The organism is Thauera aromatica K172, assembly GCF_003030465.1.
Lineage (GTDB): Bacteria > Pseudomonadota > Gammaproteobacteria > Burkholderiales > Rhodocyclaceae > Thauera > Thauera aromatica.
The window spans coordinates 1-13,915 of sequence record NZ_CP028340.1; the positions used below are offsets into that span (position 1 = coordinate 1).

Genomic DNA, 13,915 nt, shown 5'->3' on the forward strand with positions numbered 1-13,915 from the left:
CGGAAGTTCCGCTGAAAACTCCCGCGAAATCAGCCGGATAGAGTCCCTGGAACGCGCTCGCGGGCCTCGATCTGGCCGAAATCGGCCGGTGCCCCTCATGTGTCAGCAGTGCGCCGGCATGGTCGGCCCCTCAAGTGTTAACAAGCGCCCTTCAAGGGTCATCGTCGGCCGGAGTTGTCCCCAAACGATCCACACGTCGCCAGCGACCAGGCCGCACGCGGCCGCCTTCGTCTCCTGGTGTCCTGCCGGCCCCTGGAAGGGCCACAAGGCCCGTAGGCGGGCCGCAAGCCCAGCGGCTAGGGCCATAGGCCCGGTGAGCGTCGGAAAGGCGCTGGAAGCCCCGCAGCGCAGCGAAGAGGGGCGAGACTGGCGGCCGTGGTCGCCTGGCTCGATGCGCAGCACGACATAGCCGGTTTTCGCGGCCGCGAAAATTCCCCGGTGCCTGGTGCTGTGGTGTTGCCCCTCAAGTGTCAATGAAAAACGGGAGCCGAAGCCCCCGTTGGTTGATCCTGGCCAGCTTGGCCAACTCACGCGATTACCGCTTGCAATGCACCAGGTCGTTGTTCACCCATGCATGTTCGACCAGGCCACTTGCGCGCAGCTCTTCGCACGCCTCGCCCACCTGTTCGCGCCACTTCTTCGGCCTGGCCGACTGCGAGCCGCACATGAGCCGGAAGGTTTCCAGCTTCATCGGGAACGGCTCCTGGTGCGAAGCGAAGTAGTCGAACATGCGCCGGGCCGTGGGCGTCAGCTTGCGGTACTTCTCCCAAATGAACTTGCTGTAATGGTCGCCGGCGAACAGGACAACCATTTCTTCGTCAATCTCAACCTGGCAGCGCGAATTGCGCGTGCCACGGTTCAGGACGCGGAAGCGACGGATCAGGGACAGCGATTCGAGCCGGCCGATCCGCTTGGATGAAAACTGCATCGCGGACGCTTGCAGGCGGCTAAGGCACTCTTCGGCCTTTGCGTAGTACCGGCTGTTGATCGACCAGTCCAAGTCCTGGCAAAGCTCGTAGAACGTGAACGAAACAGGGTCGCCCAGCGGCGACCGCTTGGCATACTCAAGAATCTGTTGCCATACCAGCTCGTCATCCTCGGCCCGCAGCTCGACGCCGGTGTACGTGATGGCCACGTCCTTGTTGACGTGGAAGATTTCCTTGCCCTGTAGGGCCTCACGCGGCACGCGCTTGTTGCGCGTGGTGAAGAGGGCCGACCGGGCGTAATCGTTGGGCAGGGCGCGCATGGTGTCGGGCCACGGCGCGATGTCGAATAGCGATAGCTGGTTCTCTTTGATCTGCTGCTTGGTCTGCTTGAGCAAGGCGGCCTGCTTTGCCTGGCTGACCTGCTCGGCCAGCTCCTGGCCGGCGGAACCTGCTTTGCTCTGTTTTTTCGCGGCCATTGCGTCGCTCCGTTTATCCTCGGCCAGCTTGGCCACCTTGTCCGCCACGGCATTGACAACCGTGCGCCGTTCTTCTGGAAGGCCCATCGTCGCCCCAAGCGCGGCCGCCTCGGCGGCCATGCGCCGGGATCGCTCCACGGCCTGGCTGTCCTCGGCGCGCTGTTCTTCCGGCGTGCTGGCCAACTTGTCGGCCAGCGTCTCGAAGAGGGAGCCAGCCGTGTGCATCGTCTTGCCAGTATTGCCGGACTCCCGGCGGGCCTGGGCCGTGCGAGCCGCAAGGCTCGCCGCGTCACTGGCACTAAGCCCGCCCTCGATGAGCTTGCGCGTATATTCCTGCTCGTCGAATTGATCCGGCATACCGCCTCCTTAATAAGCATAACGCCCGGCCGAAGCCGGGCGCTTTTTTCGTCATTGCCCGCCTGGTGCCTTGGTGTCCAGGTACTCGATTTCCTCGGCTATGAAGTCGATGCCGTATTCCGTCCGGCCTTCCTTCTCGAACTTGGTGGGTTCAACCCGACCTTGGACGAATACCTTGGAGCCTTTGCCCAGGTACTTGCCGGCGTTCTCCGCAAGCGCGCTGAACGACTTGATGCGGAAAAAGTCCGTCTGCTCCTGCTTTTCACCGGCGGCATTGCGCCACACCCGGTTGACAGCAAGATCAAAAATCGCTCGGCTACTGCCGGAATCGCTATGCCTAACCTCGGCATCGCGGGTAAGATTACCGATAAACTGGAATTGGTTATGGCTCACTAGATGGCCTCCTTTGCTGTTGGAAACCATAGTTTAGCTAAACCAATTCCAACGGTCAAGAACTTTAGCGGCTAAAATTATGGGTCGCCTCACGATAAGGCAGTCAGCTCGGTGTACAAGGTCATCTTCTTTACAAACGTCCTCCGCATCCTCGATGAGCGGGGCATGACAAAAAACGAACTCTCCGAGCGGTCGGGGGTGTCGATCTCTTTTCTTTCCGATCTGACAACCGGAAAAGCCAATCCGTCCCTCAAGGTGATGGAAGCCATCGCCAGCGCACTCGAAACCCCGTTGCCTCTTCTCTTGGAGTCAACCGATCTGGACAAGCACACCCTGGATGCCTTGGCCGGCGGTAAGGCTCCTAGCAGCCTGCCGGCCGGCTATGAAAGGGTGTCGGCGGTACTCCCCGAACACCGGGCCTTTGTCGTCAAAAAATGGGGTGAAGAAACAAGGAAGAAGCTAGGGGGTCGGAACGCCAAGAAATGAGGGAGGGGAGGGCAGCGGCATGGTTCGCACAAACAAGAATCCACGCCCAAAGCAGTTTTAGCGGCTAAAGCTCGCCGGGGTGGCTCAACCCCCGGAAATCCCATCAAAGCAAGCTGTATCGGTGCCAAGGACGCGCCCGGTTTGTCGCGTCACGTTGCGGGCACCATACGCATATTCAAGAATGCCGCACTTCGGCATGTCCATATTGTTGCGCGGTGGTGCATTTCGGTATATCGTATGACCCTGTACAGCCATTGGACGATGAAACGTACATCAAGGGGCCAACGTAGTGACCGAAACAAAAGAACACGACAGCATCAAGGAACGGGCTAAGAAAAAGCTCGAAAGGGACATGGGGCCTAAGCTCCTGGAAGCCCTGCACGATCCTAAGACCGTTGAAATCATGCTCAACGCGGACGGCAAGCTGTGGCTTGAACGCCAAGGCGAACGGTCGCAGTGCATCGGCTCGCTTCGCCGCGCCCAAGCGCAGGCCATCGTGGAAACCGTCGCCGGCTATCACGGCAAGGAAGTCACGAAAAACAGCCCTCTGCTTGAGGGTGAATTTCCTATCGACGGTTCACGCTTCGCGGGCCAGCTCGGCCCGGTTGTGACCGGCCCTGTCTTTGCGATCCGCAAGAAAGCCATTGCGGTGTACACGCTCGCGCAATACGTCGAATCCGGGATCATGACGGCCGCCCAAGCGCAGGCCATCCGGGATGCCGTTGCAGCGCACAAAAACATCCTGGTGATTGGCGGCACCGGCTCGGGCAAGACAACCCTGGTCAACGCGATTATTCAGGCAATGGTCGATCACGATGCGCTCGAACGGTTCGTCATCATCGAGGACACCGGCGAAATCCAATGCACCGCTGAAAACTTCGTCCAGTACCACACCAGCATTGAAGTCAGCATGACCATGCTGCTGAAAACCACTTTGCGTATGCGCCCTGACCGCATCCTGGTTGGCGAAGTCCGGGGCGAAGAAGCCCTAGACCTGCTCGACGCCTGGAACACCGGCCACCCCGGCGGCGCTGCCACCCTCCACGCGAACAGCGCGTCGGAGGGCCTGACTCGTTTGAAGTCGCTTGTTTCTCGGAATAAGTCGGCTCCATCGGAGATTGAACCGCTGATAGGCGAGGCGGTTCATGTAGTCGTTCACATCGCCAGAACCCCGGATGGCTCGCGTCGTATCCAGGAAATCCTAGAGGTTTCCGGTTACGCCGATGGCCATTACAAAACTGTGTCCCTTTAAGGAGTTAAGACCAATGCAAGCACTCTTCCCGTCATTCAGGCTCGACCAGCGCACGATGTTTTATGTCGGCCTGGCTCTTGTCCTGGCGTTCCTTCTGCTGGCTCCCCAGCACGCTTTCGCCTCGGAAGGCACCGGCGGTTCGTTGCCGTATGAAAGCTGGCTGACGAACTTGCGGAACTCTGTCACCGGCCCGGTCGCGTTCGCGCTGTCGATCATCGGCATCGTGGTCGCCGGCGGCATCTTGATCTTCGGCGGCGAACTCAACGGCTTCTTCCGCACGTTGATCTTCATCGTCCTGGTCATGGCTCTGCTGGTCGGTGCGCAAAACATGATGAGCACCTTCTTTGGTCGTGGCGCGGAAATCGCAGCCCTGACCGATGGGGCGCTGCACCAGGTCAAGGTCGCCGCGCTGGACGTGGCGGGCTTCTCCGGCGACGTGGTGACGCGCTGGGCCGAACGCGGCTACGTGGCGGGGTAAATCATGGCTCTGCGCGCGATCCCCATCCGTAGGGCCGGCAACCGAGAAAACCTGTTCATGGGCGGGGATCGTGAGCTGGTTATGTTCTCGGGCTTGCTGGCCGGGGCGCTGATTTTCAGCGCCCAAGAAGTACGGGCAACGGTGTTCGGCATTGGGCTGTGGTTCGGTGCGCTCTATGCGTGCCGACTCATGGCCAAGTCCGATCCCAAGCTACGCCATGTGTACCTTCGGCACCGCCGATACAAGGGGTACTACCCGGCGCGTAGCACGCCTTTTCGTGACAACACGCCAAGTCAAGGGAAGCAATACAAATGATTGAGACAATCGCATTTGCCATTGCTGTCCTCGGGGCGGTTTTGTTGCTCATCCTGTTTGCCCGCATCCGTGCGGTCGATGCCGAACTGAAACTGAAAAAGCATCGCTCCAAGGACGCGGGCCTGGCCGACTTGCTCAATTACGCCGCCGTGGTCGATGACGGCGTGATCGTGTGCAAGAACGGTTCCTTTATGGCCTCCTGGCTGTACAAGGGGGATGACAACGCCAGCAGCACCGATGAACAGCGGGAAATGGTGTCGTTCCGTATCAACCAGGCTCTAGCGGGCCTGGGTAGCGGTTGGATGGTGCATGTCGATGCTGTGCGCCGTCCGGCCCCGAATTATTCCGACCGTGGGCATTCCAACTTCCCCGACCCGCTATCGGCTGCGATAGACGAGGAACGCCGGCAGTTGTTCCAGGGCCTGGGCACGATGTACGAGGGCTATTTCGTACTGACCTTGACCTGGTTCCCGCCGCTCCTGGCCCAGCGCAAATTTGTCGAACTCATGTTCGATGATGATGCGGTGGTTCCCGACCACAAGGCCCGCACGATGGGGCTTATCAAGCAATTCAAGCGCGAGATAACCAGCATCGAATCGCGGCTGTCCTCGGCCGTGAAATTGACCCGCCTGCGGGGCCAGAAAGTGGTCACGGAAGCGGGCAGGGAAGTCACGCATGACGACTTCCTGGCCTGGCTGCAATTCTGCATCACCGGCCTGCATCATCCGGTGCAGCTCCCCAGCAATCCGATGTACCTGGACGCCTTGATCGGCGGGCAGGAAATGTTCGGTGGCGTGGTGCCCAAGGTCGGCCGCAACTTCGTCCAGGTCGTGGCTGTCGAGGGCTTTCCCTTGGAGTCAACACCAGGCGTTTTGACCGCCCTGGGTGAACTGGCCTGCGAATACCGTTGGTCGTCGCGCTTCATCTTCATGGATCAGCACGAGGCCGTGGCCCACCTGGACAAGTTCCGCAAGAAGTGGCGGCAAAAGGTGCGCGGCTTCTTCGACCAGGTATTCAACACGAACAGCGGCAACATCGACCAGGACGCGCTTTCGATGGTTGGCGATGCCGAAGCCGCCATTGCCGAAGTCAATAGCGGCTTGGTGGCGGTGGGGTATTACACCGGCGTCGTCGTCCTCATGGACGAGGATCGCACCCGCCTGGAACAGTCTGCACGCCAAGTAGAAAAGGCCATCAACCGCCTGGGCTTTGCGGCCCGGATCGAAACGATCAACACGCTGGACGCCTTCCTGGGTAGCTTGCCGGGGCATGGTGTTGAGAACGTGCGCCGCCCGCTCATCAACACGATGAACCTGGCCGATCTTCTGCCGACAAGCACGATCTGGACGGGCCTGGCCAGCGCGCCTTGCCCGATGTACCCGCCGCTGTCGCCGGCCCTCATGCACTGCGTCACGCATGGCGCAACGCCTTTCCGGCTGAACCTGCATGTGCGCGACCTGGGCCACACCTTCATGTTCGGCCCAACTGGCGCGGGTAAGTCAACGCACCTTGGCATCATCGCCGCGCAGCTCCGGCGCTATACGGATATGTCGATCTTCGCCTTTGACAAGGGCATGTCGATGTACCCGCTGGCCGCCGGCATCCGGGCGGGCACCAAGGGGAAAAGCGGCCTGCACTTCACCGTGGCCGCCGATGATGACCAGCTCGCGTTCTGCCCGCTGCAATTCCTGGAAACCAAGGGTGATCGTGCCTGGGCAATGGAATGGATCGACACCATCCTGGCGTTGAACGGTGTGGAAACCACGCCTGCCCAGCGCAACGCAATCAGCAATGCGATTTTCAGCATGCACGATAGCGGCGCGCATACGCTCTCCGAGTTCAGCGTAACGATTCAGGATGAAGCGATCCGCGAAGCCATCCAGCAGTACACGGTGGACGGCACGATGGGCCACCTGCTCGATGCTGAAACGGACGGCCTTTCACTCTCCGATTTCACCGTCTTTGAAATCGAAGAGTTGATGAACCTGGGCGAGAAATTCGCGCTGCCGGTGCTGCTGTACCTGTTCCGCCGGATCGAGCGCGCCCTACATGGCCAGCCCGCCGTCATCATCCTGGACGAAGCCTGGCTGATGCTGGGCCACCCGGCGTTCCGCGCCAAGATTCGGGAATGGCTCAAGGTATTGCGTAAGGCGAATTGCCTGGTGCTCATGGCTACGCAAAGCCTTTCTGACGCGGCAAACAGCGGCATTTTGGATGTGATCGTGGAATCGACCGCAACCAAAATCTTCCTGCCGAACGTGTACGCCCGCGATGAGGACACGGCCGCGCTGTACCGGCGTATGGGCCTGAATGCGCGCCAGATTGAAATTCTGGCCACGGCCATTCCGAAGCGCCAGTACTACTACGTGTCGGAGAACGGCCGCCGACTTTATGACCTTGCCCTGGGGCCTCTGGCCTTGGCCTTCGTCGGTGCATCCGACAAGGAATCGGTCGCCGCCATCAAGAACCTGGAAGCCAAGTTTGGAGATGCCTGGGTGCATGAATGGCTGGCTGGCCGGGGCCTGAATCTCAATGACTATTTGGAGGCCGCATGAGCTTTTCAGACACGATCAAGGGCTTGATCTTCAAGAAGCCCGCCGCCGCCCGGCCTTCGCCGGAAGCACCGGAAGGGCAGGGAGCCGCGCCGCGCAGCGGTGGGGCTGAAAACCCGTACCTGTCGGCCCGCCGCACCTGGAACGAGCATGTTGGCTCGGTCGTTTCCTCGCGCCAGACCTGGCAAGTCGTCGGCATCCTGGCCATGTTGATCGCTCTGGCCAGCGTCGGCGGCGTGATCCATATCGGCAGCCAGTCGAAGTTCATTCCCTACGTTGTCCAGGTGGACAAGATGGGCCAGACCCTTGCGGCCGGGCCAGTCACGGCGGCCGACAAGGCCGACCCGCGCATCATCCACGCGACGGTTGCCGACTTCATCAACAACGCCCGCATGGTCACGCCTGACGTGGCCTTGCAGCGCAAGGCTGTTTTCAAGGTGTACGCGGTTCTTTCTCCGAATGATCCGGCAACGCCAAAGATGAACGAATGGCTTAACGGCAATGCCGATGCCAGCCCATTCAAACGGGCAGCAAAGGAAATGGTGAGTATCGAAATCACGTCGGTAATTCCGCAGTCGCCGGATACCTGGCAAGTGGATTGGACAGAAACCACCCGCGACCGCCAAGGCGCGTTGAAGGGCCAGCCCGTACCAATGCGCGCCCTTGTCACCGTCTATACCGCCGAACCCACTTCGCAGACCACGGACGAGCAACTACGCAATAACCCGATGGGGATTTATGTGCGTGATTACTCCTGGTCGCGCCTTCTTTAATTACGAGGCTATTCACCATGAACAAAACCATCTTTGCTGTGCTGTTGGGCGCTTCGCTGACGATCCCGACCGTGGCCCTGGCCGCCGATGACCTGGCCGACAAGTTTTTCTCCAACAACAACCCGACCCTGACCCCGCAGGAACAGGCGGCCATTGCCATCGCCAAGCGGTGGGAAGCTGGATCGGCCACCGGCATGAAGCCGGTAGCCGGCTCCAATGGCGCGATCAAGTTCCTGTACGGGGCGCAGCAGCCCAGCATCGTTTGCGCGGTGCTCCAGGTGTGCGACGTGGCCTTGCAAGCCGGCGAGCAAGTCAACTCGATCAACCTGGGCGACACGGCCCGCTGGACGGTCGAGCCGGCCATTACCGGCAGCGGTGCGGGCGAAGTCCAGCACCTCATCATCAAGCCGATGGACGTGGGCCTGGAAACCAGCCTGGTCGTGACGACGAACCGCCGTACCTATCACTTCCGGCTGCGCTCGCATCGCACGCAATACATGCCGCAAGTGTCCTTCACGTATCCCGAGGACGCGCTTGCGAAGTGGGACGCGATCAAGGCCCGCGAAGTGCAGCACCGCACCGATAACACCATCCCTTCCACTGGCGAGTACCTGGGCGACCTGTCGTTTGATTACACGCTGTCCGGCTCGGCTTCCTGGAAGCCTGTGCGCGTGTTCAACGATGGCCGCAAGACCATCATTCAGATGCCGCGCTCGATGGAGCAAACCGAAGCGCCGACTCTGCTTGTTGTGCGTCGTGACGGCGGCCTGTTCCGTGATGCTGAAACCGTGATGGTCAATTACCGCGTCCAGGGCGACCGCTACATCGTGGATACGGTGTTCGACAAGGCAATCCTGATTGCCGGCGTCGGCAGCGGGCAAGACCGCGTGACCATTACAAGGGGGAAATAACCATGCGCAAGATCATCATCGCGGCGCTGTTCGCGCTCACGTTGGCCGGGTGCGCCACGACTGGCCAATACGGCAATTTCGTTCCGGCGGCGGCAAACCAGCAGCAGATTGCCACCGATGCCGTGCAGCAGCTCGCCACGCTGTACCCGCCGGCCAAGACCCGTTTCGAGTTGCACCAGGCCACGCCTGACGCCTTCGGGCTGGCCCTGGTCAACACGCTGCGCGAACGCGGCTATGCCCTCTTGGAGTTCAGCCCGGCCGACCAGGCGAAAGCCTCGGCGGCCACGGCTCCGGCAGGAGCGCCGGCAGCGTTGCCGCTGCGCTATGTGCTTGACCAGGCCGGTACGACGAACCTGTACCGGCTGACCCTGCTGGTCGGCAATCAATCCATCACTCGCCCTTACCTGGAAGAAAACGGCTCGTTCGTGCCTGCCGGGTATTGGGCGCGCAAGGAGTAAGCCATGAGCGAAACAGCCGATCAAATGGCACCTGACGCCTCGCCGGGCGCGGTGTCGAAAAAGTCCGGCGTCCGGCGCGTCAACAACGTGCCTATGTACCTTCTGGCGGGCGTCCTGGGCCTGTTCCTTCTGGTCATGGCCCTGGTCGCGGCGGATCGTTCCGCGAAGCAAAACGCGCCGGGTGTCGGCACGCAGGAAAGGGCCGGCAATACGTCGATGTTCGCCAAGGAAATCGCCGGCGAACAGGTCGATGGGATCGTGGCCCCCGCTCAAGCACTGACGCCGCCCGATATGCCCACCACACCGGCCGCCGATCCGGTGTTGATCGCTCGGCCGGACAACCCGGACGCGCCGCCGGCCCCGCCGTCCGGCGGGCAGAACCTGAATCAACCAGGTGGCGTCCACGATGATGAGGCCGACCGCATCCGCATGGCCAAGATGCAAATGATGGAAGAGGCCATCAAGGCCAAGACCACGGTGCAGGTCATCGCGCCGCGTAGCTCTGGCTCGGCCCCTGGTGGCAACACGGCCCCGCCGCAAACCCGCGATGAAATGGTGGCCCGCCTCGCAGCGGTTCGCCAGCAAATCGACGCCCAGCGTGCGGATGACCCTACGGCCGCCTATCAAGCCCGCCTGGCGCAGCTTCGTAGCTCCGGCGTGGGTGGGGCAGGGGCAGGCGGCGGAATGCCCTCTGGCGGCGCTCCTACGCTGTTGCAGACCTCGGCATCGGGTGGCGGCAACAACTACGCGCAGTTTGCGGGCAATGGCCAAGGCGACCGCTGGAAGCTGGATTCACAACCGGAAGCCCCGCGCTCGCCGTTCGAGCTGCGCGCCGGCTTCGTCGTACCGGCCACGCTGATTTCGGGCATCAACTCGGAACTGCCTGGCCAGATCATGGCCCAGGTCAGCCAGAACGTGTACGACACGCCGACCGGCAAGCACCTGTTGATTCCGCAAGGCTCGCGCCTGGTGGGCATGTATTCGAGCGATGTGGCCTATGGGCAATCTCGCGTGCTGATTGCCTGGCAGCGCATCGTGTTCCCGGACGGCAAGGCAATGGATATTGGCTCGATGCCTGGCGGGGATGGCGCGGGCTATGCCGGCTTCAAGGATCAGGTCAACAACCATTACTTCCGGGTGTTCGCCTCTGCCTTCCTTATGTCCGGTGTGACCGCCGGCATTGCCATGAGTCAGGACGATGGCAGCAACTCGGTCAATGGCCGTCCAACGGCTTCCAGCGCGATGAGCGAGGCGCTGGGTCAGCAGCTCGGTCAAGTGACCGCGCAAATGATCGCCAAGAACCTGAACATCGCTCCCACTCTGGAAATCCGTCCTGGTTATCGCTTCAACGTGATTGTGACCAAGGACATGACTTTCTCGAAACCATACCGCTCGTTTGATTACTGACGCCAAGGAGAAAACGCAATGAAGCAGAAGTTTTTAGCCGCTAAAGTCGCTCTCGTCGTGGCATTGACCGCCGGGGCATTCACTACCTCGCCTGTCCAGGCCGGTATCCCTGTTATCGACGGCGGCAACCTGGTGCAGAACGTCATGTCTGCGATGGAAGCGGTCGCCCAAACTGCCAAGCAAATCGAGCAGTACCAGACCCAATTGCAGCAGTACGAAAACATGCTGCAAAACACGATGGCCCCGGCCGCGTATATCTGGGATCAGGCGCAGGCCACGATGAATAACTTGCTGGCCGCGCAAGACACGCTCAACTACTACAAGAACCAGCTCGGCAGTCTCGATAGCTACCTGGGCAAGTTCCAGGACGTGGCCTATTACCGTGGCTCGCCGTGCTTCAACGGTTCGGGTGGCTGCACGCCGGCCGAAAAGGCAGCGATGGAAGAGAACCGCCGCCTTGCCAACGAAAGCCAGAAAAAGGCCAACGATGCCTTGTTCCGCAGCCTGGACAAGCAGCAAGACGCGCTGACCGCTGACGCTCGCACCCTGCAACAGCTCCAAGGCAAGGCGCAGGGCGCGACCGGCCAGCTACAGGCCATCGGCTACGCCAACCAGCTCGCCAGCCAGCAGGCCAACCAGCTCTTGCAGATTCGCGCCATGTTGCTCGCGCAGCAGAACGCGATTGCGGCCAAAGCGGCCGCCGATCAAGACCAGGCCGCCCGCGACCAGGCAATGGAAGGCTCGATGACCAAGGGCACTTACAACATGCCCACGCCGCAAACTTTCTAAGGAGGCCGCATGAAAGCCAAGACCATCATCTTGACCCTGGCCGCACTGGCCTCGGTGCTGCTGGCCGGTTGCAGTGATGACCGTTATTCGGTCAGCGATGAACATTGCAAGCCGGAGTATTGGCAGCAGCTCCCCGATAACCCCGAACGCGCCGCGCTCGTCGAAGCGTGCATGACGCGATGAAGGCGCTGATTCGGGTTGGTCTGGTGATGGTCATTGTCCCGGCAGCTCTAACGGGCTGCTGGGACAACAAGGCCGCCCCTATCGAACCGACTGCGGAATCATGCAGCCCTGATTTTTACAAGGCCCTGCCGGCTGGAAAGCAACGCGACAACCTGGTCGAAGCCTGCATGACGAAAGGCCAGTACCGCGCTGCTGAACCGCAGACGTTCTAGGAGAAAAAAACATGAAAAATCGCAGTGCATGGTTTGCGATAGCGGCGGCGGTCGTCGTTCTGCTTATCGCGGCCCCCGATGCTTTTGCAGGCACACCGGGCAATGCCAACGTCGGCTTCTACGACGACATTTTGCGGCGGTTCCAAAGCGCGGCCACTGGCTGGCAGTCCGTCATCACTAACGCCGCTTCCTGGCTGTTCTGGACGCTGGTTGTGATTTCGATGGTCTGGACGTTCGGCATGATGGCCTTGCGCAAGGCCGACATTGGCGAGTTCTTCGCGGAGTTCGTCCGGTTCACGATCTTCACCGGCTTTTTCTGGTGGCTGCTCATCAACGGCCCCAACTTCGCCGTGTCGATCATGCAATCGCTTTCCCAGCTCGGCGCGTCGGCCGGGGGCCTGCCATCCACACCGGGCCAGCTCGGCATCACGCCTTCTGGAATCGTGGATATTGGCTTTAAGATTTTCGGGCAGATTATCGACAATATGTCGTTCTGGCCTAACAAGTTCCACCTGAGCCTTATGGGTGGCCTCATGGGCTTGGGCATCCTGGTCATGCTGTGCCTTATCGGCATCAACATGCTGTTGCTCCTGGTGTCGGCCTGGTTTCTTGCGTATGCCGGCATCTTCTTCCTTGGCTTTGGTGGATCGCGTTGGACTTCCGACATGGCGATCAACTACTACAAGACCGTGCTGGGCCTGGCCGTCCAGATTCTGGCAATGGTGCTTCTGATTGCCATCGGCAAGACCTTCCTTGACCAGTATTACGCGACCCTCCAAGCCGACATTAGCGCCACGAACCTGAAATCAATGGCCGCGCTCTTGATGGCGTGCGTTGTTCTCCTGGCGTTGACCTCTCGGATTCCTCCGCTTCTTGCTGGAATCATCACTGGCGCGGCCGTAGGCGGCGGCGGTGTTGGCAGCATGGTCGGTGCTGGCACGCTTGCAGCGGCCGCAGGTATGGCCGGCGCGGCCGTAGCGACTGGCGGCGCGGCTCTGGCCGCCGGCGGGGCAGCAGCAGCGGGCGGGGCGCAGGCAGTTATGGCGGCGTTCTCCAAGGCCAGCGAAAACGCCTCAAGCGGCGGCGGTGGCGGCGATCTTATGTCGGCGTTCAGTGGTGGCGGTGGCGATGACGGCGGCGGCGGTGGCGGTGGCGGCGATGAAGCTGGCACCGGCGACACGCCCTTTGCTCAAGCCGCCGGCTTTGGTGGCGGTGGCGGTGACGGCGGCGGTGGCGGTGGTGACACCAGCACCGGCGGCGGTGCCGATTCGTCGGGCGGCGATGGCGGCGGCAAGTCCGGCGGCGGCAAAGCAGCCAGCGGCGACAAGACGGCCAGCGCCGGCGGCGCGCAATCGTCGGGTGGCGGCAAGTCCGGCGGCGGTACTTCGTCCAGCTCGGGCGACGACACTGGCGGCGCATCGAGCGGCGGCGGTGCTGCCGCAGCAGCGGGCGGTGGATTCCTGGCCTCGGCCGCCAAGGCCGGCCGGATCACGGCGGACGCGGGCGGCATCTTGGCCAAGGCCGCCGGATCGGTGGCCAAGGCCAAAGCGGCCGGCATCAAGGATTCGGCAATGGCTCGTATCGCTGAAACAACCGGCGGCAAGATGGCCGCAGCAATCAAGGCCAGCGGGGCAGGGGCGGCGTCCGGTGGCGATGCCGGCGCGGGCGCAGCTCCAAGTGCTGGCAGCGAGTTCACCGGCAACAACCTTGGCGGCGACGGCGGCGGCGGCGATGGCTGGATCAACCAAACCGGCGGATTCAGCGAGCTATCGGAAGCCGACCAGGCGCAGGCAATGGAGTCCCATGCCGAATGGCAGGCCAAGAGTGAAGGCAATACGTTCGGTGTCGAGGACTACGTTTCGTATGTCCAGGAGCGGCAGCAGGAGCGGAATGCCGAAGCCGCTAGTTTCGTCAACAAAAAGGCGTGAAGCCTGAAACCATCACTTC

15 protein-coding genes are annotated in these 13,915 nt (G+C 61.4%); 13 read left to right on the forward strand and 2 right to left on the reverse strand.

The annotated features are described in order from the left end of the window. Positions 1-535 precede the first annotated feature (535 nt). Together trfA and Tharo_RS17195 are read right to left on the reverse strand one after the other, a co-directional pair. Positions 536-1,759 (reverse strand): plasmid replication initiator TrfA, encoded by a 1,224-nt coding sequence (gene trfA, locus Tharo_RS17190; RefSeq protein WP_011600607.1) that lies wholly within the window; start codon positions 1,757-1,759, stop codon positions 536-538. Positions 1,760-1,810: 51 nt separating this feature from the next. Beyond that, entirely contained in the window at positions 1,811-2,152 is a 342-nt protein-coding gene (locus Tharo_RS17195; RefSeq protein WP_011600608.1) for a single-stranded DNA-binding protein, read from the reverse strand. 111 nt (positions 2,153-2,263) lie between these two features. Here Tharo_RS17195 and Tharo_RS17200 point away from each other — a divergent pair, with 111 nt between their 5' ends. The 13 genes from Tharo_RS17200 to trbL all read left to right on the forward strand — a co-directional run bounded on the left by Tharo_RS17200 (position 2,264) and on the right by trbL (position 13,896). Then, the gene (locus Tharo_RS17200; protein ID WP_011600609.1) at positions 2,264-2,638 is read left to right on the forward strand and encodes a transcriptional regulator; all 375 of its coding nucleotides are present in this window, start codon (positions 2,264-2,266) and stop codon (positions 2,636-2,638) included. Between the two features lie 289 nt (positions 2,639-2,927). Beyond that, the gene (gene trbB / locus Tharo_RS17205) at positions 2,928-3,890 is read left to right on the forward strand and encodes a P-type conjugative transfer ATPase TrbB (protein WP_011600610.1); all 963 of its coding nucleotides are present in this window, start codon (positions 2,928-2,930) and stop codon (positions 3,888-3,890) included. A 13-nt stretch (positions 3,891-3,903) separates the two neighbouring features. After that, positions 3,904-4,368 (forward strand): conjugal transfer system pilin TrbC, encoded by a 465-nt coding sequence (trbC, locus tag Tharo_RS17210; RefSeq protein ID WP_011600611.1) that lies wholly within the window; start codon positions 3,904-3,906, stop codon positions 4,366-4,368. A gap of 3 nt (positions 4,369-4,371) precedes the next feature. Further along, positions 4,372-4,683, forward strand: coding sequence for a conjugal transfer protein TrbD (locus tag Tharo_RS17215; RefSeq protein WP_011600612.1), 312 nt, complete (start codon positions 4,372-4,374; stop codon positions 4,681-4,683). Beyond that, positions 4,680-7,238, forward strand: coding sequence for a VirB4 family type IV secretion/conjugal transfer ATPase (locus Tharo_RS17220; protein ID WP_011600613.1), 2,559 nt, complete (start codon positions 4,680-4,682; stop codon positions 7,236-7,238). The genes Tharo_RS17215 and Tharo_RS17220 overlap by 4 nt, the downstream gene beginning before the upstream one ends. After that, on the forward strand, positions 7,235-8,008 hold the full coding sequence (locus Tharo_RS17225) for a conjugal transfer protein TrbF (protein ID WP_011600614.1): 774 nt from the start codon (positions 7,235-7,237) through the stop codon (positions 8,006-8,008). Before Tharo_RS17220 ends, Tharo_RS17225 begins: the two co-directional genes overlap by 4 nt. A gap of 17 nt (positions 8,009-8,025) precedes the next feature. Beyond that, entirely contained in the window at positions 8,026-8,919 is an 894-nt protein-coding gene (trbG, locus tag Tharo_RS17230) for a P-type conjugative transfer protein TrbG (protein ID WP_011600615.1), read from the forward strand. Between the two features lie 2 nt (positions 8,920-8,921). Continuing rightward, complete coding sequence (locus Tharo_RS17235) at positions 8,922-9,377, forward strand: lipoprotein (RefSeq protein ID WP_011600616.1); 456 nt, start codon at positions 8,922-8,924, stop codon at positions 9,375-9,377. Positions 9,378-9,380: 3 nt separating this feature from the next. Then, on the forward strand, positions 9,381-10,784 hold the full coding sequence (locus Tharo_RS17240; RefSeq protein ID WP_011600617.1) for a TrbI/VirB10 family protein: 1,404 nt from the start codon (positions 9,381-9,383) through the stop codon (positions 10,782-10,784). 18 nt (positions 10,785-10,802) lie between these two features. After that, positions 10,803-11,573, forward strand: a complete 771-nt coding sequence (gene trbJ, locus Tharo_RS17245; protein WP_011600618.1) for a P-type conjugative transfer protein TrbJ — start codon at positions 10,803-10,805, stop codon at positions 11,571-11,573. A gap of 9 nt (positions 11,574-11,582) precedes the next feature. Continuing rightward, complete coding sequence (trbK, locus tag Tharo_RS17250) at positions 11,583-11,756, forward strand: entry exclusion lipoprotein TrbK (RefSeq protein WP_011600619.1); 174 nt, start codon at positions 11,583-11,585, stop codon at positions 11,754-11,756. Then, positions 11,753-11,968, forward strand: a complete 216-nt coding sequence (gene trbK, locus Tharo_RS17255; protein WP_031943485.1) for an entry exclusion lipoprotein TrbK — start codon at positions 11,753-11,755, stop codon at positions 11,966-11,968. The genes trbK (Tharo_RS17250) and trbK (Tharo_RS17255) overlap by 4 nt, the downstream gene beginning before the upstream one ends. Before the next feature lie 11 nt (positions 11,969-11,979). After that, positions 11,980-13,896, forward strand: coding sequence for a P-type conjugative transfer protein TrbL (gene trbL / locus Tharo_RS17260; RefSeq protein WP_011600621.1), 1,917 nt, complete (start codon positions 11,980-11,982; stop codon positions 13,894-13,896). Positions 13,897-13,915 lie beyond the last annotated feature (19 nt).

Bases quoted from the DNA above. Each gene is read 5' to 3' on its own strand.
- trfA (WP_011600607.1), bottom strand. From the start codon at position 1,759: ATGCCGGATCAATTCGACGAGCAGGAATATACGCGCAAGCTCATCGAG.
- trbC (WP_011600611.1), top strand. From the start codon at position 3,904: ATGCAAGCACTCTTCCCGTCATTCAGGCTCGACCAGCGCACGATGTTT.
- Tharo_RS17215 (WP_011600612.1), top strand. From the start codon at position 4,372: ATGGCTCTGCGCGCGATCCCCATCCGTAGGGCCGGCAACCGAGAAAAC.
- Tharo_RS17220 (WP_011600613.1), top strand. From the start codon at position 4,680: ATGATTGAGACAATCGCATTTGCCATTGCTGTCCTCGGGGCGGTTTTG.
- Tharo_RS17225 (WP_011600614.1), top strand. From the start codon at position 7,235: ATGAGCTTTTCAGACACGATCAAGGGCTTGATCTTCAAGAAGCCCGCC.
- trbG (WP_011600615.1), top strand. From the start codon at position 8,026: ATGAACAAAACCATCTTTGCTGTGCTGTTGGGCGCTTCGCTGACGATC.
- Tharo_RS17235 (WP_011600616.1), top strand. From the start codon at position 8,922: ATGCGCAAGATCATCATCGCGGCGCTGTTCGCGCTCACGTTGGCCGGG.
- Tharo_RS17240 (WP_011600617.1), top strand. From the start codon at position 9,381: ATGAGCGAAACAGCCGATCAAATGGCACCTGACGCCTCGCCGGGCGCG.
- trbJ (WP_011600618.1), top strand. From the start codon at position 10,803: ATGAAGCAGAAGTTTTTAGCCGCTAAAGTCGCTCTCGTCGTGGCATTG.
- trbK (WP_011600619.1), top strand. From the start codon at position 11,583: ATGAAAGCCAAGACCATCATCTTGACCCTGGCCGCACTGGCCTCGGTG.
- trbK (WP_031943485.1), top strand. From the start codon at position 11,753: ATGAAGGCGCTGATTCGGGTTGGTCTGGTGATGGTCATTGTCCCGGCA.
- trbL (WP_011600621.1), top strand. From the start codon at position 11,980: ATGAAAAATCGCAGTGCATGGTTTGCGATAGCGGCGGCGGTCGTCGTT.